The sequence below is a fragment of the Flexivirga sp. YIM B11880 genome (genome assembly GCF_058148645.1).
In genome coordinates this window covers 43,384-63,821 of sequence record NZ_JBMAMH010000001.1, presented here as the reverse complement: position 1 = coordinate 63,821, position 20,438 = coordinate 43,384, and the positions used below count along the sequence as shown (strand labels likewise).

General features: G+C 68.8%; 22 protein-coding genes and 3 tRNA genes. 21 read left to right on the top strand and 4 right to left on the bottom strand.

Translation table 11 applies throughout. From position 1 onward, the window contains the following. Positions 1 to 35 precede the first annotated feature (35 nt). From ACN8HC_RS00290 to ACN8HC_RS00260, 7 genes are all read left to right on the top strand, one after another. Positions 36 to 108: transfer RNA gene (locus ACN8HC_RS00290), tRNA-Thr, on the top strand. Between the two features lie 27 nt (positions 109 to 135). Continuing rightward, positions 136 to 212 (top strand) — tRNA-Met (locus ACN8HC_RS00285). Positions 213 to 263: 51 nt separating this feature from the next. Then, complete coding sequence (rpmG, locus tag ACN8HC_RS00280; protein ID WP_325550922.1) at positions 264 to 434, top strand: 50S ribosomal protein L33; 171 nt, start codon at positions 264 to 266, stop codon at positions 432 to 434. Between the two features lie 118 nt (positions 435 to 552). Beyond that, positions 553 to 1,002 carry an FAS1-like dehydratase domain-containing protein gene (locus ACN8HC_RS00275; protein ID WP_490072865.1) on the top strand — a complete coding sequence of 150 codons (450 nt, stop codon included), beginning with the start codon at positions 553 to 555 and terminating at the stop codon, positions 1,000 to 1,002. Beyond that, positions 999 to 1,415, top strand: coding sequence for a MaoC/PaaZ C-terminal domain-containing protein (locus ACN8HC_RS00270; protein WP_490072864.1), 417 nt, complete (start codon positions 999 to 1,001; stop codon positions 1,413 to 1,415). Before ACN8HC_RS00275 ends, ACN8HC_RS00270 begins: the two co-directional genes overlap by 4 nt. Continuing rightward, positions 1,415 to 2,503: a UDP-N-acetylmuramate dehydrogenase gene (locus ACN8HC_RS00265; protein WP_490072863.1), complete on the top strand. Its 1,089-nt coding sequence runs from the start codon at positions 1,415 to 1,417 to the stop codon at positions 2,501 to 2,503. Before ACN8HC_RS00270 ends, ACN8HC_RS00265 begins: the two co-directional genes overlap by 1 nt. Positions 2,504 to 2,562: 59 nt before the next feature. Next, positions 2,563 to 2,961, top strand: coding sequence for a hypothetical protein (locus ACN8HC_RS00260; protein WP_490072862.1), 399 nt, complete (start codon positions 2,563 to 2,565; stop codon positions 2,959 to 2,961). A gap of 25 nt (positions 2,962 to 2,986) precedes the next feature. Here ACN8HC_RS00260 and ACN8HC_RS00255 read toward each other — a convergent pair whose 3' ends face one another. Then, entirely contained in the window at positions 2,987 to 4,069 is a 1,083-nt protein-coding gene (locus ACN8HC_RS00255; RefSeq protein WP_490072861.1) for an adenosine deaminase, read from the bottom strand. 201 nt (positions 4,070 to 4,270) lie between these two features. On the opposite strand from ACN8HC_RS00255, the gene ACN8HC_RS00250 reads away from it, so the two are divergent. From ACN8HC_RS00250 to ACN8HC_RS00225, 6 genes are all read left to right on the top strand, one after another. After that, positions 4,271 to 4,343 (top strand) — tRNA-Trp (locus tag ACN8HC_RS00250). A 39-nt stretch (positions 4,344 to 4,382) separates the two neighbouring features. After that, positions 4,383 to 4,622, top strand: a complete 240-nt coding sequence (gene secE / locus ACN8HC_RS00245) for a preprotein translocase subunit SecE (protein ID WP_490072860.1) — start codon at positions 4,383 to 4,385, stop codon at positions 4,620 to 4,622. Positions 4,623 to 5,011: 389 nt separating this feature from the next. Next, complete coding sequence (gene nusG, locus ACN8HC_RS00240; RefSeq protein ID WP_490073670.1) at positions 5,012 to 5,887, top strand: transcription termination/antitermination protein NusG; 876 nt, start codon at positions 5,012 to 5,014, stop codon at positions 5,885 to 5,887. Between the two features lie 92 nt (positions 5,888 to 5,979). Continuing rightward, positions 5,980 to 6,408: a 50S ribosomal protein L11 gene (rplK, locus tag ACN8HC_RS00235; protein WP_490072859.1), complete on the top strand. Its 429-nt coding sequence runs from the start codon at positions 5,980 to 5,982 to the stop codon at positions 6,406 to 6,408. Positions 6,409 to 6,568: 160 nt separating this feature from the next. Then, positions 6,569 to 7,285: a 50S ribosomal protein L1 gene (gene rplA / locus ACN8HC_RS00230; protein ID WP_490072858.1), complete on the top strand. Its 717-nt coding sequence runs from the start codon at positions 6,569 to 6,571 to the stop codon at positions 7,283 to 7,285. Between the two features lie 121 nt (positions 7,286 to 7,406). Further along, complete coding sequence (locus ACN8HC_RS00225) at positions 7,407 to 8,258, top strand: hypothetical protein (RefSeq protein WP_490072857.1); 852 nt, start codon at positions 7,407 to 7,409, stop codon at positions 8,256 to 8,258. Positions 8,259 to 8,297: 39 nt separating this feature from the next. Here the strand turns inward: ACN8HC_RS00225 and aroQ are convergent, their stop codons facing one another. Continuing rightward, positions 8,298 to 8,753 carry a type II 3-dehydroquinate dehydratase gene (aroQ, locus tag ACN8HC_RS00220; RefSeq protein ID WP_490072856.1) on the bottom strand — a complete coding sequence of 152 codons (456 nt, stop codon included), beginning with the start codon at positions 8,751 to 8,753 and terminating at the stop codon, positions 8,298 to 8,300. A gap of 33 nt (positions 8,754 to 8,786) precedes the next feature. Then, on the bottom strand, positions 8,787 to 9,794 hold the full coding sequence (locus ACN8HC_RS00215; protein ID WP_490072855.1) for a LacI family DNA-binding transcriptional regulator: 1,008 nt from the start codon (positions 9,792 to 9,794) through the stop codon (positions 8,787 to 8,789). Positions 9,795 to 9,893: 99 nt separating this feature from the next. Here ACN8HC_RS00215 and ACN8HC_RS00210 point away from each other — a divergent pair, with 99 nt between their 5' ends. From ACN8HC_RS00210 to ACN8HC_RS00200, 3 genes are read left to right on the top strand one after another with little or no spacing between them, the layout of a single operon-like run. Continuing rightward, positions 9,894 to 11,249, top strand: a complete 1,356-nt coding sequence (locus tag ACN8HC_RS00210; RefSeq protein ID WP_490072854.1) for an MFS transporter — start codon at positions 9,894 to 9,896, stop codon at positions 11,247 to 11,249. A 19-nt stretch (positions 11,250 to 11,268) separates the two neighbouring features. Further along, a complete protein-coding gene (locus ACN8HC_RS00205; RefSeq protein WP_490072853.1) occupies positions 11,269 to 12,126 on the top strand; it encodes a shikimate dehydrogenase in 858 nt (285 codons plus the stop codon). Further along, positions 12,123 to 13,907 (top strand): sugar phosphate isomerase/epimerase and 4-hydroxyphenylpyruvate domain-containing protein, encoded by a 1,785-nt coding sequence (locus tag ACN8HC_RS00200; RefSeq protein ID WP_490072852.1) that lies wholly within the window; start codon positions 12,123 to 12,125, stop codon positions 13,905 to 13,907. The genes ACN8HC_RS00205 and ACN8HC_RS00200 overlap by 4 nt, the downstream gene beginning before the upstream one ends. 45 nt (positions 13,908 to 13,952) lie before the next feature. Here the strand turns inward: ACN8HC_RS00200 and ACN8HC_RS00195 are convergent, their stop codons facing one another. Then, a complete protein-coding gene (locus ACN8HC_RS00195) occupies positions 13,953 to 15,404 on the bottom strand; it encodes an MFS transporter (RefSeq protein ID WP_490072851.1) in 1,452 nt (483 codons plus the stop codon). Positions 15,405 to 15,493: 89 nt separating this feature from the next. Here ACN8HC_RS00195 and ACN8HC_RS00190 point away from each other — a divergent pair, with 89 nt between their 5' ends. The 5 genes from ACN8HC_RS00190 (at position 15,494) to ACN8HC_RS00170 (ending at position 20,098) form a co-directional block, all read left to right on the top strand. Next, on the top strand, positions 15,494 to 16,294 hold the full coding sequence (locus ACN8HC_RS00190) for a MerR family transcriptional regulator (protein ID WP_490072850.1): 801 nt from the start codon (positions 15,494 to 15,496) through the stop codon (positions 16,292 to 16,294). 241 nt (positions 16,295 to 16,535) lie between these two features. Next, entirely contained in the window at positions 16,536 to 17,156 is a 621-nt protein-coding gene (gene rplJ, locus ACN8HC_RS00185) for a 50S ribosomal protein L10 (protein WP_490072849.1), read from the top strand. Between the two features lie 95 nt (positions 17,157 to 17,251). Then, complete coding sequence (rplL, locus tag ACN8HC_RS00180) at positions 17,252 to 17,641, top strand: 50S ribosomal protein L7/L12 (RefSeq protein ID WP_490072848.1); 390 nt, start codon at positions 17,252 to 17,254, stop codon at positions 17,639 to 17,641. 180 nt (positions 17,642 to 17,821) lie between these two features. After that, on the top strand, positions 17,822 to 19,003 hold the full coding sequence (locus ACN8HC_RS00175; protein WP_490072847.1) for an acyl-CoA dehydrogenase family protein: 1,182 nt from the start codon (positions 17,822 to 17,824) through the stop codon (positions 19,001 to 19,003). 6 nt (positions 19,004 to 19,009) lie between these two features. After that, positions 19,010 to 20,098, top strand: a complete 1,089-nt coding sequence (locus ACN8HC_RS00170; RefSeq protein ID WP_490072846.1) for an acyl-CoA dehydrogenase family protein — start codon at positions 19,010 to 19,012, stop codon at positions 20,096 to 20,098. The last annotated feature ends 340 nt before the right edge of the window (positions 20,099 to 20,438 follow it).

Here is a 20,438-nt window from a genome sequence, read left to right as displayed (position 1 = left end):
GCAGAGCGACGACACGTCGCGCTCGTGACAGGCAGGCCCCTATAGCTCAGTCGGTAGAGCGTCTCCATGGTAAGGAGAAGGTCAACGGTTCGATTCCGTTTGGGGGCTCTGGTGGGCCGAAGGTCCATCCCCCGAGGCGGGGTAGCTCAGCTGGTTAGAGCGCACGACTCATAATCGTGAGGTCGCGGGATCGAGCCCCGCCCCCGCTACCAAGACAGACCGACAGACGCACCAAGACAGAGAAACTCCGAGAGCAGGTTGCCGTGGCCAGCAAGAGCGCAGACATTCGCCCCAAGATCACCTTGGCGTGCACCGAGTGCAAAGAGCGCAACTACGTGACGAAGAAGAACCGTCGCAACAACCCCGACCGCGTGGAGTTCAAGAAGTACTGCCCGCGTGACAAGAAGCACACCGTGCACCGCGAGACTCGTTGATCGAGACTCGCCATACGCACGAGAAGCGCCCCGGACCACGGTCCGGGGCGCTTCGGGTTTGCGATCCCGAATCGCGGGTGTGGCGATTCGTCGGTGCGGCGCCGACTACTCTGACGCCATGGCTGTGAACCCTGAGGTGGCCGGGCGGAGCTACCCGCCGTCGGCTCCGTATGTCGTGTCACGCGCGAAGATCGCCGAGTTCGCGAAGGCCGTCGGTGCGACGGACGAGGCGCACTTCGATCCGGAGGTCGCGCGCTCGCGCGGCTATGCCGACGTCATCGCGCCGCCCACCTTCGCGGTGATGATCTCCCAGCAGGGTGACGCCAACGTGATGACGGACCCGGAGGCCGGCATCGACTACACCCGGCTGGTGCACGGCGAACAGTCGTTCGAGCACCACCGTCCGCTGGTCGCCGGCGACGAGGTGCGGGCCACGACGACCATTGAGAAGGTCCGCCAAGCGGGCGGCCACTCCATGGTGACCATGGGCACCAAGCTCACGACACCGGACGGTGAGGTCGTGACGAGCGCGACGTCGGTGGTCGTCATCCGGGGGGAAGAGGCATGACCCGGGTCGAAGCGGGGACCGTGCTCCCCTCGCGCACCGTGCACGTCGACCGCGCCACCCTGATCCGCTATGCCGGTGCGAGCGGTGACTTCAACGTCATCCACTGGGACGAGCAGGTGGCGAAGTCGGTCGGCCTGCCCGACGTCATCGCACACGGCATGTGGACCATGGGTGCCGCCATCCAGCCGGTCGTCGACTGGTTGGGCGACGCGGGACGTGTCACGTCATACGGCGTGCGGTTCAGCGCCCCGGTGCCGGTGCCGCACGACGGCGGCGCGGACGTGGAGTTCGGTGCGACGGTGAAGGATGTCGATGGCGACACCGCGATGATCGACATCACCGCGACGTCCGGAGGGCAGAAGGTGCTGATGCGCGCACGGGCCACCGTGCGGCTCGAGGAGAAGTCCGCCTGATGCGTGAGGCCACCGGGGTCGAGCTGGCCCCGCTGACGACCATGCGCGTCGGGGGCCCGGCCGCCCGGCTCGTCGTCGCCGAGACCACGGACGAGATCGTCGACGTCGTCCGCGAGGTCGACGACGCGGAGGAGCCGCTGCTCGTGCTGTCCGGCGGATCCAATCTGGTGGTCTCGGATGGCGGGTTCGCCGGCACGGTCGTGCGCATCGCCAACGCCGGCATCGACGTCGAGTCGGCCGACGCCTGCGGTGGCGTGCAGGTGCGAGTGGCCGCCGGCGAGGAGTGGGACGACTTCGTCGCGCGCTGCTGTGTCGAAGGGTGGTCGGGTGTCGAGGCCCTGTCCGGCATACCGGGCCTGGCCGGCGCGACGCCGGTCCAGAACGTCGGCGCCTACGGCCAGGAGGTCGCGCAGACGATCGCGTCGGTGCGCACCTGGGACCGGCAGGAGCAGCAGGTACGCACCTTCGCCAACGCGGAGTGCGAGTTTGCCTATCGACACTCGCTTTTCAAGGGTTCGTCATACCGTGACGGCGGCCGATACGTCGTGCTCGACGTCCTTTTCGCGCTGCGCCCGACGGAGCTTTCGCAGCCGGTGGGCTACGCCGCGCTCGCGCAGGGGCTGGGCGTCGAGATCGGCGATCGGGTGCCGCTCGCGGACGCACGGGAGGCGGTGCTCGAGCAGCGCCGGCGTCGCGGGATGGTCCTCGACCCGGCCGACCACGACACCTGGTCGTGCGGCTCGTTCTTCACCAACCCGATCATCAGCGCGGCTGCGTATGACGACCTCGCGCGCGTCGCGGCCGCGCGCTTTGGCGTCGACGCACCGCCACCGCCGCAGTGGCCCACGGACGGGACCGGCGTCAAGACCAGTGCCGCCTGGCTGATCCAGCACGCGGGCTTCGACAAGGGGCACGGACTGCCCGGTCCCGCGGCTCTGTCGACCAAGCACCCGCTCGCCATCACCAACCGCGGCGACGCGAAGGCCGCCGACGTCGTCGAGCTGGCTCGTGAGGTGCGCGACGGCGTGCGGGCGGCTTTCGGTATCACGCTCGTGAACGAGCCGGTCTTCGTCGGTCACGAGCTCTGAGGATCGCGCCGGACCTCGTGCTCTCGTGCCGCGGCGTCCGCGGTGTCATCATGGAAGGTGTGACCTCGCAGCACGAGGAGGTCGCGATGTGGCGACTGGTCGAATACGCGGCGGCCTGCGTGGCACCGGCGGCGATCCTGCTCGCGTGTGACAAAGCGGTCCATGCCTGGATCGAGCGCGACCACTCGCGTGCGGCCGGGCCGGCCCCCGCCGCACGGGACATCGCCCGTCTCTCCTCGGACCTGACCCGCCTGTATGCCGAGCTCGACGTCCTCCGCTCGTCGAAGGCGGCGGCGCGGGTCCACCGGCTGCGCGCCACGACTCTCGCCTACGACGACGTCCTCGAATCCTGTTGTGCGGCGCTGCAAGTCACCGATAATCTGCCGCCGCGCGAATGGTCCTCGGTGGAGCGGCTCGAGGTGGAGGCCACCCTGGAGGAGGCCGGCCTGCGCTGGTGACGAGATGACCGACTACTCCGCTCGGTCACGACGGTGGCCGGCCCCCGGGCGCTGAGTTGAGCCACCTCTCGATGTCCGTGTATGCCGCCTCGCGGACGTCCCCCGGCGCCAGGGACGCGTCGATGGAGGAACGGGCGAGCGCGGCCAGCTCACGATCGGTGAAGGCGTGGTCTTCCCGCGCCGAACGGTATTGATCGGCAAGCCGATTGCCGAAGAGCAGCGGATCGTCGGCGCCGAGTGCGATCGTCGCGCCCGCGTCGACCAGCGTGCGCAGCGGCACTTCGCCGGGCGTCCGATAGACACCGAGAGCCACATTGGAGCCGGGGCAGACCTCGAGCGCGACGCCGGAGTCGACGACCCGGTTCAGCACCGAGGTCGACTCGACCGATCGCACGCCGTGCCCCAGCCGGGTCGGCTGCAGCGAGCCGAGCGTCTCGTTGACGGCGGACGGCCCGAGCAGTTCCCCGGAGTGGGGGACCGACGCCAGCCCCGCCTTGCGGGCAATCGCGAAGGCCGGAGCGAAGTCGGTTGTCACCCCGCGACGTTCGTCGTTCGACAGGCCGAAGCCGACGACCTCGCCCGGTCGATCGCCTGCATGCTTGACCGCCAGACGGGCCAACGTCCGGGCATCCATCGGGTGCTTCAGTCGTGAGGCCGCGACGATGACGCCGACCCCGATCGGCAGCTCGGCGCTCGCGGACCGTGCCTCGTCCAGAACGATCTCCAGCGCCGGAGTGATGCCGCCCAGCCCGGCAGCGTATGACGTCGGGTCGACCTGGAGCTCCAGCCAGCGCGAGCCTTCCGCGACGTCGTCCTCGGCCGCCTCCCGCACCAGGCGGCGCAGGTCGGACTCGTCCCTGACGCAGGCGCGGGCGGCGTCATACAGCCGCTGGAAGCGGAACCAGCCGCGTTCGTCCCGGGCCGAAAGCGTCGGCGGCCACTGCGCGAGCAGCGCCTCGGGCAGCCGTACGTCGTGCTTGGCCGCCAGCTCGCGCAGCGTCGAGATCCGCAGTGACCCGGTGAAATGCAGGTGCAGGTGCGCCTTGGGCAGCGCGAGGACCGACCGCGTCGGGGATCCGTGCTGCGCGCCCGTGCTCGGCTCCGGCATGGCTCGAACCTAATGGACCGGCTCGGTGGTCGAGACCGTGGGCGGCCCTGAGGCAACGGGACGTGGACCGACGGAACCGCACGTCGTCGGTCACCGTTTTGTTGGGAGCGGGGCCGACCCCGTATGCTTGACACACCGATCAACCTCAAGCTGATGTGGCATGCCCGAAAAACGGGCCTGCGACGCGGTTTGAACGCTCGGAGGGCACTAGCTCAATTGGCAGAGCACCGGTCTCCAAAACCGGGGGTTGGGGGTTCAAGTCCCTCGTGCCCTGCAGGACAGGTCCATCAGCACCGACAAGGCAGGATTCATCGTGAGCACGAGCACCGCCTCCATGCGTGGCTCGACGGAGGAGAAATCCCCCCGCGGGCTTGGGAAGATCCTGCTGTTCATCCGGCAGGTCATCGATGAGCTGCGCAAGGTCGTGCGGCCGACACGCGACGAGCTGGTCAGCTACACGGTGGCGCTGATCGTCTTCCTGGTGCTGATCATGGCCTACGTGGTCGGTCTGGATCAGCTGATGGTGCATCTCGTCGGCTGGGTCTTCGGCTGACCCGCGACGCTGCCGAAGCGTCTCGCGGAGGCATCGGTCCCGACACGAACATCAAGGAAAGCAGGGCAATGACTGGCGAGCTGGACCCGCAGGAGGCTGCAGCCTTGGACGCGGAGCGCGCCGAGGACCAGGCGTGGAACGCCGATCTCCGGGCTGAGGACGCGCAGGACGCGGACGCGCTCGAGATCGAGCACGAGGCCGCCCGGACGGCGCCCGCCGACGATCTGCGTGAGAGCTACGAGGACGACCTCGACCTCGCGGACGGCGACAGCCTGAGCGAGGAAACCCTGGCTGCCGCTGGTGAGGGTGCTGACCCCGACGACCCGGCGGAGCTCGAGGCCATCCACGGCGACTACGACGGGGCTGACGGCGACGACGGCGACCTCGACCTGGATGCCGCCGAGGCGACGGACGACCCGCAGGTGGAGGCCGAGATCGCCGAGGCCGACGCCGACCCGCTGGCCGAGGCCGATGCCGAACACGACGAGAACGACGTCGACGGCGCCGAGGGCGACGAAGAGGCCGAGGCCGCGGTCGCCGGTGAAGCAGCCGACCTCGGTGAGGACCTCGCGTCGGATGAGGACACCGACACGAGTTCCGACGACACCGAGGACGAAGCCCCGGCGCTCAGCGCCGAGGAGCAGCGCGAGGCGTTCATCGCCGACCTGAAGGCGCAGTTCGGCGAGTGGTACGTCGTGCACTCCTACGCCGGCTACGAGAAGCGCGTGAAGGCCAATCTCGAGACCCGTATGACGAGCCTCAACATGGAGGACTACATCTTCCAGGTCGAGGTCCCCATGGAGGAATTCACCGAGATCAAGAACTCCCAGCGCAAGACCGGCACCCGCGTGCGGATGCCCGGTTACGTGCTGGTCCGGATGGATCTGACCGACGAGAGCTGGGGCGCGGTCCGCCATACCCCTGGGGTGACCGGCTTCGTGGGCAACGCCCACCAGCCCTCGCCGCTCTCGATCGACGAGGTCGTCACCATGCTCGACCCGGTCTTCGAGGAGCCGGCCGGTGAGGCGGGGGCCGGTGCGGCTGCCGCCGCCGGTGGCACCGCCAAGCCGGGCAAGGCGGCGGCGTCCGCGGACGTCGACTTCGAGGTCGGCGAGTCGGTCACCGTCATGGAGGGTCCGTTCGAGACGCTGCCGGCCTCCATCTCCGAGATCAACACCGACACCCAGAAGCTCAAGGTGCTGGTGTCCATCTTCGGCCGGGAGACCCCGGTCGAGCTGTCGTTCAACCAGGTCGCAAAGATCTGATCGGTATGACGACAAACTGACAGGGATCACCCTGCCAGGACATTGCAACCGGGTCATCGCCCACGGCGTAGGCCCACGAAAAGGAACAGAGCATGCCTCCCAAGAAGAAGGTCTCCGGCTTCATCAAGCTGCAGATCCAGGCCGGTCAGGCCACCCCCGCCCCGCCCGTCGGTCCCGCCTTGGGTCAGCACGGCGTCAACATCATGGAGTTCGTCAAGGCGTACAACGACGCCACGGCGGACAAGCGCGGCAACGTGATCCCGGTGGAGATCACGGTCTACGAAGACCGTTCCTTCACCTTCGTCACCAAGACGCCGCCGGCCGCGGAGCTGATCAAGAAGGCCGCCGGTGTCGCCAAGGGCTCCGGTGAGCCGCACAAGACCAAGGTCGGCAAGCTGACCAAGGAGCAGGTGCGCGAGATCGCCCAGGAGAAGATGTCCGACCTCAATGCCAACGACGTCGACCAAGCGGCGCGCATCATCGCGGGGACGGCTCGCTCGATGGGTATCGAAACCGAGTGACGTCGGTCGAGCGTCGTCCTGAGTAGCCCGAGGCGCTAGCCGAGGGCGTATCGAAGGGTAGGGCGAGGCGCTAGCCGAGCCCGTATCGAGACCACGCCATACACCACACCGTGGATGGGCCTGCTTCGGCCCGCACAACCACAACCCTGAAGGGAACAACATGAAGCACAGCAAGAACTACCGCGCAGCGGCGGAGCAGATCGACAAGAGCAAGCTCTACACCCCGCTGGAGGCGGTGCGTCTGGCCAAGTCCGGCGCGAAGACCAAGTACGACTCGACCGTCGAGGTGGCTTTCCGTCTCGGTGTCGACCCGCGCAAGGCCGACCAGATGGTGCGCGGCACCGTCAACCTGCCGAACGGCACGGGCAAGACCGCCCGCGTGCTCGTTTTCGCCAACGGTGACAAGGCCGCTGCGGCCGAGGCCGCCGGTGCGGACTTCGTCGGGTCGGACGAGCTGCTGGACAAGGTTGCCGGTGGCTGGACCGACTTCGACGCGGTTGTCGCCACCCCGGACCTGATGGGCAAGGTCGGTCGTCTCGGTAAGATCCTCGGCCCGCGTGGTCTGATGCCCAACCCGAAGACCGGCACGGTCACGATGGACGTCGCCAAGGCGGTCTCGGACATCAAGGGCGGCAAGATCGAGTTCCGTGTCGACAAGCACGCCAACCTGCACTTCATCATCGGCAAGGTGTCCTTCGACGAGAAGGCCCTGATCGAGAACTACGGTGCGGCGCTGGACGAGATCCTGCGGCTCAAGCCGGCTGCGTCGAAGGGTCGCTACATCTCGAAGGCGACGATGTCGACGACGATCGGCCCGGGTATCCCGCTCGACCCCTCGGTCACCCGCAACCTGCTCGAAGAGGGCGCCGACGCCTGATCGTCGCCTCTGTACCACCGAAGCGGCCGTCGTCCCTGCTGGGACGGCGGCCGTTCGTCGTCGGCGGGTGGATTCGGCGGAAGTAGGTCAGCTCCCGGGTGCGGGCGGCTACTGTTGCGCCATGCGAAATCAGGGGGCTCGCCGGGTCGTCACATGGGCGGCCGCAGCAGCGCTGGCCGCGCTCACCCTGAGCGGTTGCAACTCTTCGCCACAGGCGACGTCGGCAAGCACCGCATCACGGGCCGCGCCGCACTCCGCGGCGAAGACGACCTCGTCACCGACGGAGCAGCCGACCACCACCAGCGCCGTCCACAGCACTCCGGCTGCCACCCGGGCGGCCGTCAAGGTCGGCGACACGGTTTCCGCGGCCGAACTTCAAAGCCGGACCAAGCCGACCATGCGCGGGAAGTCGGCGCACGTCACGCTGACGATCGGTCCGCAGCGCCGGGTCCTCGCCACAGGCGTCGTGTCGTATGCCGCTGACGGCACTGCCGCCGAGAAGTTGACCGAGCAGATCGCGGGCCAGAAGGTAGAACTGCGGTATGTCGAGGACGTGCTCTACCTCAGCGTGCCCTCGGAGGGATCCGGCTGGCTGGCGATCCGGCCCGGTGGCACAGATGCGCTGTCGAAGCAGTTCGCGCCGCTGCTGGCGACCATCCGGCAGAGCCAGGGTGGCCAGGTTGCCGTCGCGCCCGGCGTGGCCTGGCACGTCACGTCGGTCACACCGGCCGGCGCGACCTATCGGGCACACCTGACCGCCGCCCAAGTGCGCGCCCAGCAGCACAAGATGGGTCTCGACAAGCTGATGAAGTCGCCGGCCAAGAGCGAGGACGTCGTCGAAGTCCTGTCACCGGCCGGGCTGCCGCTCAGCACGGAGGTGGTTGTGGGTGGTGTCAGTTCCTTACAGATGCGTTATGCGGCCTGGGGGCCGGCGATCACGATCACCGCTCCGGCCGACTCAACGGACGCGTGAACCTCTTCAGAACCCATCGCAGTCTCATCGGCGCGATTCTCACTGACGAGCAGCGGCACCGATCAGCGTCGCCAGACGACGTATGGCGAACTCGTAACCCTGCGAGCCGCATCCGACGATGACTGCCGCGGCGACGTCGGACAGGTAGGAATGGTGCCGAAATGCCTCTCGTGCATGCACATTGGAGATGTGCACCTCGATGAACGGCGCGCTCACGTTGGCCAGAGCGTCGCGAATCGCGACCGACGTGTGGGTGTAGGCCCCGGCATTGAGCACGATGCCCGCCGTGCTCTGCCGCACGCTCTGCAGCTTGTCGACGATGGCGCCTTCGCCGTTGCTCTGGAAGCAGTCCACGGTGAGGCCGAACTCGCTTGCCGTCGCGGCACATCGGGCCTCGATGTCGGCCAGCGTCTCGTGACCGTAGATCTCCGGCTCGCGTGTGCCGAGCAGGTTGAGATTGGGGCCGTTGATCACGGTCAGGGACTGGGTCGGCATGTCACTCCTTCGGGGATCTGCGTGCGCAGAAGGTCAGCGTAGGCGGCACGGTCCGGTCGAGGCGCGGACCACCAGGTGCGTGGGGAGTTGCCAGGACTGCTCGGTGCGGGTTCGCTGCAGGCCGAGCTGGATCAACGTGTCCACGGCCCTGGCTCCCGCGTCCTGCGTGTGCTCGGCGAGGGTCGTGAGGGTCGGCGTACACAGGTCCGCGCCGAAGATGTTGTCGAAGCCGACGATGCTCACGTCCTCGGGCACCCGCACCCCGCGGTCGAGCAGCCGGCGGATGACGCCCAGCGCCAGCATGTCGTTGTGGCAGACAGCAGCGGTGGTGCCGGAGGTCAGCACCGCGTCCGCGGCGCCAGCGCCGGCCTCCCGGGTGGGCGAGTAGGGACCGAGGCGGCTGACCGTCATACCGACAGCCTTCGCCGCCTTTTCCAGCCCGGCCCAGCGCCGGCGGCCGGACCACGACTCCGGCGGGCCGGCCAGGAAGACCGCGGAGGGGTGGCCGTGCGACGCCAGATGGTCGATGATCTGCCGGGTGCCCGAGGCGAAGTCCGCGACCACGCCGGTGATGCCGGGGATCGCCCGGTTGAGCAGCACGAGGTTGTTGAGTTCGGCCGCGCGGCGCAGTTCGCTGTCCGGCAGTCGCGACGCGCTCAGCACGAAACCGTCGACGGCCGGCCCGAGCCGGCGCAGCAGCTCGGCCTCGGTGGCCACCGACTCCTGGGTGTCGCCGAGCACCAGCGTCCGGCCCGATCGGGCAGCGGCGCCCTCGGCACCCTTGATCACGCCCGCGAAATAGGGATTGGTGATGTCCGGGACGAGCAACGCCAGCGTCTCCGTGCGGCCGCTCTCCAGCGCACGCGCCATCGGATTCGGCGTGTAGCCAAGCCTTTTCGCGACTTCGAGGACGTGGTCACGCGTCACCTGGTTGACCCGGCCCGGGTTGGTGAAGGAACGCGACACTGTCGAGGCCACCACACCGGCCTCCTTCGCCACATCGGTGATCGTGGCGCGCTTCCGAGGCGATCCACGGCTCATGGCACGAGTATGGCAAAAAATGGCAAACGATTGCCAGGTGATCTGAGTCACTTCTACCGTCTATGACACGCACTGATGCAGGACGATGGAGGACAAGTGATGTCACACAGCACCAGCGAGCAGGAGCGCACGCCGCGCCGGGCGGCGATCGCCGCCTGGACCGGTAGCGCGCTCGAGTACTACGACATGGCCATCTACGGCACTGCCGCAGCACTCGTGTTTCCCAAGATCTTCTTCCCGGAGGCCGATGCGTCGACGGCGACGATCGCGTCCCTCGCGACGTTCGGTGTCGGGTATGTCGCGCGGCCGGTCGGATCGTTCTTCATGGGTCACATCGGCGACAAGCTCGGCCGCAAGCGGGTCCTGATCGGCACCATCATCCTGATGGGCTTGTCGACCTTCCTCGTCGGCTGCCTCCCGACATACGGCCAGGTCGGGCTGTTGGCACCGGCGCTGCTGGTGGTCCTCCGGCTGCTGCAGGGCCTGTCGGCGGCCGGGGAGCAGGCCGGCTCCAACTCCATGACGTTCGAGCACGCACCACAGCATCGACGGGGCTTCTTCACCAGCTTCACGCTGAACGGCACCCAGGGCGGTCAGGTGCTCGCGCCGTTGGTGTTCCTGCCGATCGCGGCGCTGCCCGAGCACCAGCTGCTCACCTGGGGCTGGCGCATCCCGTTCCTGCTGAGTGCCGTGGTCGTCGTCATCAGCTACTTCATCCGCGCCCGCCTCGAGGAGACACCCGAGTTCCGCGCCGAGACCGAGAAGTCGGAGGTCCCGCAGGCGCCGCTGGGCGTGTTGTTCCGTGATCACTGGCGCGGTGTGCTGCGCGTCTTCTTCGCGGCGTTCGTCGCGATGGTCAACACCGTGTTCGCCGTCTTCGCGCTGAACTTCGCCACCTCGGACGCCTACGGCATCGGCATCAGCAAGACCGCGATGCTGTGGCTCGCGATCATCGCGAACGTCGTCGCGCTGGGCACCATCCCGGCCTGGGCGGCGCTGTCCGACCGGATCGGCCGCAAGCCGGTGTTCGTCGGCGGACTCGTCGGCACCGGCATCATGGTCGTGGTCTTCCTCTGGGCCATCTCCACCGGCAGTCTCCCGCTGGTCATGATCACCGGAATCCTGCTCGCCGGCGTGGTCTACTCGATGCCCAACGCGGTCTGGCCGGTGACGTATGCCGAATACTTTCCGACGAGCGTGCGCCTCTCGGGCATGGCGGTCGGCACCCAGTGCGGCTTCGCGCTGGCCGGCTTCACCCCGTCGATCGCCGGCGCGCTGATGGGCGGTCACGCCGGCAACTGGTACAAGGTTGCTGCCTTCGCCCTGCTCGCCTGTGCTGCGTCGGCGATCGCGGTCCTGAGCGGTCCGAGCCGGACCCACACCATGCCGACGGCCGAGCTGGGTGCCAAGCGTGGCTGCGGCCACGAGCTGGTCCCGGCCGTTCCCGCCAACTGACCGGCAACAGGAGCACCCCATGACGCAGCAGACTTCATTCGTGCTGGGCCTGGTCGGCGCCGGCATCAGCGCCTCCCTCACGCCCGCCATGCAGGAGCACGAAGGTTCGGCGTGCGGGCTGAACCTCACCTACCGCCGCATCGATGCCGGCATCCAGCGGTTCACCAGCGCCGACCTGCCGGAGGTCCTGGACTGGGCCGGGCGGCTGGGCTTCGATGGCCTCAACATCACCCATCCGTTCAAGCAGGCCGTCATACCGCTCCTCGACGAGCTGACCGAGGACGCCCATGACCTCGGCGCGGTCAACACCGTCCTGATCCGCGACGGCCGGCTGATCGGCACCAACACCGACTGGTCGGGCTACGGTCAGGCCTTCCGCCGGGTGCTGCCCGACGCGGTCGGCGATCGGGTCGTGCTGGTCGGCGCCGGTGGCGCCGGGTCGGCCGTCGGCTACGCGCTGCTGCACCAGGGCGCGGAGCACGTGAGCGTGGTGGACGTCGATCGCGAGCGCGCCGACAGCTGCGTGACCCGCCTGGCGAAGGTGTTCGGCGACGACCGGGTCGGCGTCGCCGCCGACGCGGCCACCGCGCTGGCCGGCGCGCACGGTCTGGTCAACGCGACGCCGATCGGCATGCTCGGTAAGGAAGGTATGCCGATCGGCGCCGACCTCCTCCGGCCCGACCTGTGGGTGTCCGACGTCGTCTACTTCCCGCTGCACACCGAACTCATCCAGCGCGCAACGGAACTCGGCTGCCGGGTGCTTCGGGGCGGAGGTATGGCGGTGTTCCAGGCGGCCGACGCCTTCGCGCACTTCACCGGCCGGACCCCGGATGCCGACCGGATGATCCGGCACTTCGAGGAGTTGACTGCCTCGTGAGCCGTTGGCACAAGGGCATCGCGACGGTGTCGCTCAGCGGACTCCTCTCCGAGAAGCTGACCACGATCGCGGCCGCGGGCTTCGACGGTGTGGAGATCTTCGACAACGATCTGATCGCGTCACCGCTGCGTCCGGCCGAGGTGGCGGCCCGATGCGCCGATCTCGGCCTCGCCGTGGACCTCTTCCAACCGGTGCGGGACGTGGAGGGCGTGCCGCCCGAGCACTTCGACAAGGTGCTGCACCGGCTGCGCCGCAAGTTCGAGACGGCGCAGCAGCTCGGGGCACCGGTTGTCCTGGCGTGCTCCAACGTCTCGGCGGACGCGATCGACGACCCCGGGCTGCGCGCCGAACAGTTGCACCGGATCGGCGAGCTCGCCGACGCGCACGGCCTGGTCGTCGCCTACGAAGCGCTCGCCTGGGGCCGGCACGTGAACCGGGTCCGGCAGTCGTGGCGCGCCGTGCAGGACGCCGACCACCCGGCGGTCACCCTCGCCGTGGACACCTTCCACCTGCTCGCGCGCGGAGACGACGGAAGCGCGCTGGCCGGCATACCGGGCGACCGGATCGGCTTCCTGCAGGTCGCTGACGCGCCGATGCTCGACATGAACGTTCTGGAGTGGTCGCGGCACTTCCGTTGTTTCCCCGGCCAGGGGACGCTGGACGTGGCGGGTGTCCTCGCCGCAACGCTCGAGGCGGGGTATGCCGGGCCGGTGTCGCTGGAGGTGTTCAGCGACGTGGTGCGGGAGGCACCACCGGCGGTGACCGCACGCGATGCGATGCGTTCGCTCCTCTTCCTCGAGGACCAGGTGACGCGTGAGCTGCCCGCGGTGGCGGCGTCGGACGTGGCGTTCGTGGAACTGGCTGCGACACCGGACGATTCGCAGGTCAAGGCGACCCTGGAGGCCCTGGGTTTCCGCCTGGCCGGTGTCCATCGGACCAAGCCGGTCACCTGGTGGCGCAACGGCGAAGCGGCCGTGGTGCTGAACGGGCAGGAGAGCTCCGCTCACGGGCGGCCGCAGGCCCTCGGTCTGGTCGCGCCCTCGGTCGGCGCCGTGCAGACCCGGGCCAGAGCGCTGGACTGGCCGGAGCTCCAGCACACTCGGGGGGCGGACGAGTCCGCGCTGCCGGGCATCACCGCGCCGAGCGGTGTCCACGTCTTCGTCAGCGCACCGGCCGGTGAGCCGGACGACTGGCACCTGGACTTCCGCGCCGATGGATTCGTCACCGACGGCGGCTGGCTCGGCGTGGACCATCTCGGCATCACCGTGTCGCCGGACCGGCTCGACGAGGAGATGGCGTTCTACCGCATCCTGCTCGGTCTGCGGCCTGGCTCACTCCAGGAGTTCATCCAGCCCCACGGACGGTTGCAGAGCCGCGACCTGCGGCCGGAGAGCGGCAACTTGCGCGTCGTGCTCAATGTGTCGCAGGTCGGCGGGGCGACCGATGCGCCGGACGGCGTCACCCAACTCGCCTTCGCGTGCGCCGACGCGGTCGCCGAGGTCGATCGGCTGCGGGCCGCCGGTGTCGCGTTGATGCCCGTGCCGGACAACTACTACGACGACCTGGACGCGACGTTCGACCTGGTCCCGGGTCTGCTGGCGGTGCTCCGCGAGCACCGGCTCCTCTACGACGCGGACTCCCGGGGCGGCGAGCTGCTGCACGCCTACACCATGCCGTGCGACGGCGGCTTCTTCGTCGAGATCCTCGAGCGCAGAGGCGGTTACGACGGGTATGGCGCTCGCAACACTCACGTCCGGCTGGCGGCACAGACGACCGCATGAGCGATGCCCCGAGCACACGAGTGCTCGGGGCATCGGCGGGGCCACTCAGCGGCGGCGGGCACGTGTCGGCACCAGCACCAGCAGACCGAGCAGCGCCGTCACCACGCCCAGGTAGCCGAGGCCGTGCTCGAACGCGATGCGCGGGCCATGGTCCATGGCACCGAAGAAGACGATGCCGACGAGCGCAACGCCCACCGTGTTGCCGACCTGCTGGACCGCGGACAGCGTGCCGGACACCGACCCGGCTTGTGCCGGACGCACCGCGGACATGACCGCGGCGATCTGGCTGGTCAGGCAGACGCCCATGCCGAGGCCGGTCAGTGCCAGCCCGGGAGCCAGCCACAGCACACTCCCGCCGGAGGCGTCGACCACGACGACCGCCGTGAGGAGGTGACCGAGCAGCGACAAACCTGCGCCGACCGCGATCGTGCGCTCGTCGAAGCGGGCGACCAGCCGTCCCGCCTGAGCGGTGCCGACCAGATAGGCGACGGCCAGCACCGTGAACATGGTGCCGGACTCCAGCGCGCTGAGGCCCCGACCGTCCTGCAGGTAGATCGCGAGGACGAGGAAGTATGACGCCATCCCGAGGAAGAGGACCACCTGCAGCACCAGACCCCGGCGCACCGCCCGCGATCCGTGCAGCACCGCGCCGAGCATCGGCTCCTCGCCCCGGCGCAGCAGTACGGTGCAGCGCTTGGCGAGCAGGGCAGTGAGCAGAACGACGGCGCCGAGGCTGGCCCAGGTCCAGGCCGGCCAGCCGAGCCGGCGGCCCTCGAGCAGCGGCAGCAGCAGCGCGGTGAGCGCGGCGGTCGACAGGGCCGTCTCCGCGAGGTCGAGCCGCGGCGGGTTCTGCGCACGGGTGCCGGGCAGGCGCGGCACGAGGGCGAGTATGCCGCAGCCGATCGGCACGTTGACGAGGAAGATCGAGCGCCAGCCCAGACCGAGCAGGTCAAGCTGGATGAGCGCGCCCCCGATCAGCTGCCCGCTCGCGGCAGCCACCCCCATGGCGGTGGAGTAGGCACCGATCGCGCGGGCGCGTGCCGGTCCCTGGTAGATGTCACCGATCAGCGCGAGCACCATGGGGGTGATGAGGGCGCCGCCGACGCCCTGGACGATGCGCGCACCGGTCAGCGTCTCAATCGTCGGTGCCAGCCCGCACGCGGCGGAGGCGATCGTGAAGAGCAGGACACCGGAGCCGAACATCCGGCGCCGGCCCCACCGGTCGCCGGCCCTGGCCCCTGCGAGGAGGAGCCCGCCATACGTCAGCCCGAAGCCGGCGATGACCCACTCGACCCCGGTGTCGTCCGTGTGCAGGTCCTGCTGCATGGAAGGAAGGGCGACGTTGACGATGAAGAAGTCCAGGACGACCACGAACACGCCGGCGAGCAGCGTGACGAGCGGCAGCCAACCGGCCGGGGACGCCGGATCCGCGGGAGCGGGAACGGTCTTGGGGGAGGCGGAACGCGTGGCGCGTCGCGCTGTGCTGGTTGTTGTCATGGCTCAGTTCTCCGGCCTCCCGCAGGGGGAGACTCAACAACTTCCGTGACATTGACCCTCCCCGTGGGGGAGGGTTGAGCGTTGTGCGCATGACCGACCTGTTGAGCATTGGCGACTTCTCCCGCATGACGTTCCTCAGCGTCAAGGCGTTGCGGCACTACCACGAGGTAGGACTGCTGGAGCCGGCGCGGATCGATCCGCACTCCGGCTACCGCTATTACCGGTCGTCGCAGGTGGCCGACGCGCAGCTGATCCGCCGGTTGCGCGACCTCGACCTGCCCGTCGACGCGGTCCGCCGGGTGGTGAGTGCGCCCGATCCCGCGGCGCGGGACGTCATCATCGCCGAGCACCTGGACCGGATGACCGAGCAATTGCGGCAGACCCAGGAGACCGTCGACTCCCTGCGCCGGATCCTGCAGGACGAGCAGCCGGTGCTCGGCGTCGACACGGTGCACGAGCCGACAGTGCACGCGCTCGTCGTGCGCGCCGACGTCACCGGCGAGACCGCCATGGCCTGGTGGGTGGCTGCCTTCACGGACCTGCACCGCAGGCTGCGGGTCAGCCACGGCCGACGCACCGGACCGGACGGCGTCATCTTCCCGACCGAGTACTTCACCGACGGCGCCGCCGAACTCGTCGCCTACCTCCCCGTCGAGGCGGGCACTCGAGGCGCCGAGGAACTGCCCGGCGGACAGTTCGCCACGACCACATATGACGGACCGTTCATCGACCTGGATCGTGCGTATGGCGTGCTCGGCCGGTCGGTGATGGATCGGGCGATGTCCGGTGACGGTCCGGTCCGCGAACGCTACCTGCCGCGGGGCGACGAGAAGGACCTGCTCGACCACACGACCGTCGTCTGCTGGCCGATTTGCTCCCGGGTCGCCTGAAGCCGTACCCTTGACGCACCGAAGACCGCCGGTTGTTCACGTGGCAGCACGTGACCGAAGGTTCCGCACGACGAGCGGGCGACCAGCGCAGGTGAACCAGCCAGCACGATCACGTCATACCTCCGGGTGTGCCGCCTGATCTCGTGCGAGCCCCGGACATCTGTGCCGGGGCTCTTTTTCGTATGGCGACTCCGGCGCGGCGGCTCCTCGGGACGAACATTCACCGATCAAGGAGGTCCGCATGGCCAAGTCCGACAAGTCGGCAGCCATCGCCGAGCTCACGGACAAGTTCCGTGACTCGGGTGCGGCCGTGCTGACGGAGTACCGCGGCCTGTCCGTGGCCCAGCTGACCCAGCTGCGCAACTCCATCCGTGAGCACGCGACCTACACCGTGGTGAAGAACACGCTCACCAAGCGCGCCGCCGAGGCGGCCGGTGTGACGGCATTCGCGGGCGACCTGCAGGGTCCCTCCGCGATCGCCTTCATCACCGGTGACCCGGTGGAGGCTGCCAAGGGGCTGCGTGACTTCGCCAAGGCGAACCCTCTGCTGGTGATCAAGGGCGGCGTCATGGACGGCAAGGCCCTGTCATCGGAAGAGATCACCACGCTTGCGAGCCTCGAGTCTCGCGAGGTCCTGCTCGCCAAGCTGGCCGGCGCCATGAACGCGTCGCTCAGCCAGGCGGTCTACCTCTTCGCCGCGCCGCTGTCGCAGACCGCTCGGGTCGTCGACGCGCTGCGCGCCAAGGTCGAGACCGAGGGTCCGGTTGCCGCCGACGCCCCGGCCGCGACCGCCGAAGAGACCGCTGCCGAGGCTCCGGCCGAGGCTGCCACCGACGTCGCCGAGGGTGGCGACGAGAGCTGAGTGCCGCTGCGGCACACGGCTCGAACCTGTAGCAACAACAACGCCACTCACGGCATGCGACTCCGGTCGTAGAAACGAACGAAAGGTTGCCAACCATGGCAAAGCTCAGCACCGAAGAGCTCCTTGACCAGTTCAAGGAGATGACCCTGATCGAGCTCAGCGAGTTCGTCAAGGAGTTCGAGGACACCTTCAACGTCACCGCTGCCGCTCCGGTCGCCGTGGCCGCTGCCGGCGGTGCCGCCGGTGGTGCCGCCGCCGAGGCCGAGGAGGAGAAGTCGGAGTTCGACGTCATCCTCACCGCCGCCGGTGAGAAGAAGATCCAGGTCATCAAGGAGGTGCGCGCGCTGACCTCTCTCGGCCTGAAGGAGGCCAAGGACCTCGTCGACGGCGCTCCGAAGCCGGTTCTGGAGAACGTCGACAAGGACGCGGCCGAGAAGGCCAAGGAGCAGCTCGAGGGCGCCGGCGCGACCGTCGAGCTCAAGTGAGCTGACGCTTCACTGCTTCCCTGAGAAGGCCCCGATCCCTGGTGGATCGGGGCCTTCTCGCGTCCCGCGCGGCTCGGCGGGGATGGCGGTCCGCCAGGCGTCCACGCCATCGCTAAGCAAGCGCTTAGTCGATGGTTTACTGTGGAGTAGCACACTCACGACGACCGAAGGGTTGCCCGCATGCGCCTGCACATGTCCGACGAGGATGCTGCGTTCCAGCAGCAGATGCGCGACTTCTTCACCGCGAAGATCCCGGCCGAGCTGCGCAACCGCTGGGCCGCCGGCGGCGAGCCCGGCGCCGACGACATCCGCCAGTCGCAGCGGCTGCTCAACGAGGCCGGACTCGCGGTCCCGCACTGGCCGACCGAGTGGGGCGGCAAGGACTGGACGCAGTTGCAACGCCACATCTACCTGCAGGAGATGCAGGCGGCCAGCGTCCCGCCGCCGCTGGCCTTCAATGCCAATATGGTCGGTCCCGTCATCGCGACGTTCGGCACGCAGGAGCAGAAGGAGCGGTTCCTGCCGGCCACCGCCAACCTGGACATCTGGTGGTGCCAAGGGTTTTCGGAGCCCAACGCCGGCTCCGACCTCGCGAGCCTGCGCACCCAAGCCGTCCTCGACGGCGACGAGTGGGTCGTCAACGGGCAGAAGACCTGGACCACGCTCGGCCAGCACGCCGACTGGATCTTCGCACTCGTGCGCACTGAGCCGGACGCAGCCAAGAAGCAGCTCGGCATCTCCTTCCTGCTCATCGACATGAAGACCCCCGGCATCTCCGTCCGGCCGATCCAGCTGATCGACGGCGGCCACGAGGTCAACGAGGTGTTCTTCGACGATGTACGGGTGCCCGCCGACCAGCTGGTGGGGGAGCGCGGGCAGGGCTGGACCATCGCGAAGTTCCTCCTGGGCAACGAGCGCGTTGGCGTCGCATCCGTCGGCAGCATCAAGCGGGTCCTCGCCAAGGCGAAGGAGTATGCAGCCGCCACCAAGTCCGGTGACGCCACGCTGCTGCAGGACCCGCTGGTCGCGGCACGGCTTGCCGAACTCGAAACGCACGTAGCGGCACTCGAACTCACCGTCCTGCGGGTCGCCGCCAACTCCCACGGCGACAAGCCCGAGCCCGCGTCCTCGATCCTGAAGCTGCGCGGCTCCCAGCTGCAGCAGGACGTCCTGGAGTTCACCGTGGACATCGCCGGGCCGGCCTCGCTGGAGTGGACGCAACCCGACGACACCGACCTCGAAGCCTGGACGGCCCTCGCCACGCCGACCTACCTCAACTTCCGCAAGGCGTCGATCTACGGCGGATCCAACGAGGTGCAACGCAGCATCATCGCCTCGGCCATCCTCGGACTGAAGGGCTGAGCAGACATGGATTTCACGTTCGACGACGAGCAGAAGGCCCTGCAAGACGCGGTCCGCGAGCTGGCCGCCCGCAACGCTCCGGACGAGGCGCACGGCGACGTCCCGGTCGGTCCGGCGACGTACGACGTCAAGGTCTGGGGAGCGCTCGCCGCGATGGGTCTGCTCGCCCTGCCGTTCGGCGAGGACGTCGGGGGAGCGGACGCCTCCACCGTCGAAGTCGCCATCGCCGCAACGGAACTGGGCAAGGCGCGTGTCGTCACGGCATACGCCGACGCGCTCACCGCGGCCGGCCTGATCGCGTTCGGCGGCACCGACGAGCAGCGCAGCAAGCTGCTGCCCGACCTGCTCGACGGCAGCTCGCTCATCGTGCCGGCCCTCGCCGAGCCGGGCCGCGCCTGGTCGCTGGAGGCCCATGACGTCACGGCGTCCGGCACCGGATCGGAGGTGACGCTCACCGGCACCAAGGAGCCGGTGCCGTATGCCGACGCGGCCGACCAGTTCGTGGTGACCGCCCGGGTCGGTGACCGCACCGGGCTGTTCCTGGTGGACGGCGGGCAGGTCTCCGGGATGCGGTTGCGGCTCGACAACACACCGGCCGTCCCGCTGGGCAGCGTCGACGACGCTGCGCGTGCCATCCAGGCAGGTGTCAACCTCGGCATCCTGGCGGTGACGGCGGAAGCCCTCGGCGCCATGGATGCCGCGTTGCCGATGACCGTCGAATACCTCAAGACCCGCAAGCAGTTCGGCGTCCCGCTCACAGCGTTCCAGACCCTGACCCAGCGGGCGGCCGACATGTACGTCTCGCTCGAACTCGCCCGCAGCACCGTGCTCTACGCAGCGATGGCCCTCGCAGCCGACCCGTACGACGCCACGGCCGCCTCCCGCGCCAAGGTCGTGACCGGACAGTCCGGCCGGCACATCGGGCAGGAGGCGATCCAGCTGCACGGTGGCATCGGCATGACCGCGGAGTATGCGGTCGGGCACTACACGGTACGGCTGACGGCGATCGAGCACACCTTCGGCGACACCCGCTGGCATCTCGCCCGGCTGGCGTCCTCGCTGGACGATCACGACCAGGTGGACGTGCTCGCCTGAGGCCGTGGCCCTACGGCAGCGCATTTCAGCCTCAGCACGGCGTTCGAGAAGGCGTATGGCGTCAGCCCCGCGGCATGCCGGTCGAAGCGCTCGGCCGAAGCGCTCGGGCCCGTGCAGTGCGCGGACACGACACGCCTACTGACGCGTAGCCCTTGACCCAGCGCTCGGGAAGGTGCACTCTCGTGGCGTCGAATCTCCGAGCCGGGGGGTTGTTGAGGTCCGACCGCTACCGCGTGTGGACAGCCGGCCACGTTTAGGGTATTGTGTTGCTTTGCGCTGCCCGTATCCAGCCACCCCACCTTTGACCGTGCTGAAATCCGCGCGCCGATTTGCCTCGGAC

Excerpts from the sequence above, each read along its gene's own strand:
- ACN8HC_RS00275 (WP_490072865.1), top strand. The coding sequence starts at position 553 with ATGGCTGTGAACCCTGAGGTGGCCGGGCGGAGCTACCCGCCGTCGGCT.
- ACN8HC_RS00270 (WP_490072864.1), top strand. The coding sequence starts at position 999 with ATGACCCGGGTCGAAGCGGGGACCGTGCTCCCCTCGCGCACCGTGCAC.
- ACN8HC_RS00265 (WP_490072863.1), top strand. The coding sequence starts at position 1,415 with ATGCGTGAGGCCACCGGGGTCGAGCTGGCCCCGCTGACGACCATGCGC.
- ACN8HC_RS00255 (WP_490072861.1), bottom strand. The coding sequence starts at position 4,069 with ATGCCGGAGCCGAGCACGGGCGCGCAGCACGGATCCCCGACGCGGTCG.
- rplK (WP_490072859.1), top strand. The coding sequence starts at position 5,980 with ATGCCTCCCAAGAAGAAGGTCTCCGGCTTCATCAAGCTGCAGATCCAG.
- rplA (WP_490072858.1), top strand. The coding sequence starts at position 6,569 with ATGAAGCACAGCAAGAACTACCGCGCAGCGGCGGAGCAGATCGACAAG.
- ACN8HC_RS00225 (WP_490072857.1), top strand. The coding sequence starts at position 7,407 with ATGCGAAATCAGGGGGCTCGCCGGGTCGTCACATGGGCGGCCGCAGCA.
- aroQ (WP_490072856.1), bottom strand. The coding sequence starts at position 8,753 with ATGCCGACCCAGTCCCTGACCGTGATCAACGGCCCCAATCTCAACCTG.
- ACN8HC_RS00215 (WP_490072855.1), bottom strand. The coding sequence starts at position 9,794 with ATGAGCCGTGGATCGCCTCGGAAGCGCGCCACGATCACCGATGTGGCG.
- ACN8HC_RS00210 (WP_490072854.1), top strand. The coding sequence starts at position 9,894 with ATGTCACACAGCACCAGCGAGCAGGAGCGCACGCCGCGCCGGGCGGCG.
- ACN8HC_RS00205 (WP_490072853.1), top strand. The coding sequence starts at position 11,269 with ATGACGCAGCAGACTTCATTCGTGCTGGGCCTGGTCGGCGCCGGCATC.
- ACN8HC_RS00195 (WP_490072851.1), bottom strand. The coding sequence starts at position 15,404 with ATGACAACAACCAGCACAGCGCGACGCGCCACGCGTTCCGCCTCCCCC.
- ACN8HC_RS00190 (WP_490072850.1), top strand. The coding sequence starts at position 15,494 with ATGACCGACCTGTTGAGCATTGGCGACTTCTCCCGCATGACGTTCCTC.
- rplJ (WP_490072849.1), top strand. The coding sequence starts at position 16,536 with ATGGCCAAGTCCGACAAGTCGGCAGCCATCGCCGAGCTCACGGACAAG.
- rplL (WP_490072848.1), top strand. The coding sequence starts at position 17,252 with ATGGCAAAGCTCAGCACCGAAGAGCTCCTTGACCAGTTCAAGGAGATG.
- ACN8HC_RS00175 (WP_490072847.1), top strand. The coding sequence starts at position 17,822 with ATGCGCCTGCACATGTCCGACGAGGATGCTGCGTTCCAGCAGCAGATG.
- ACN8HC_RS00170 (WP_490072846.1), top strand. The coding sequence starts at position 19,010 with ATGGATTTCACGTTCGACGACGAGCAGAAGGCCCTGCAAGACGCGGTC.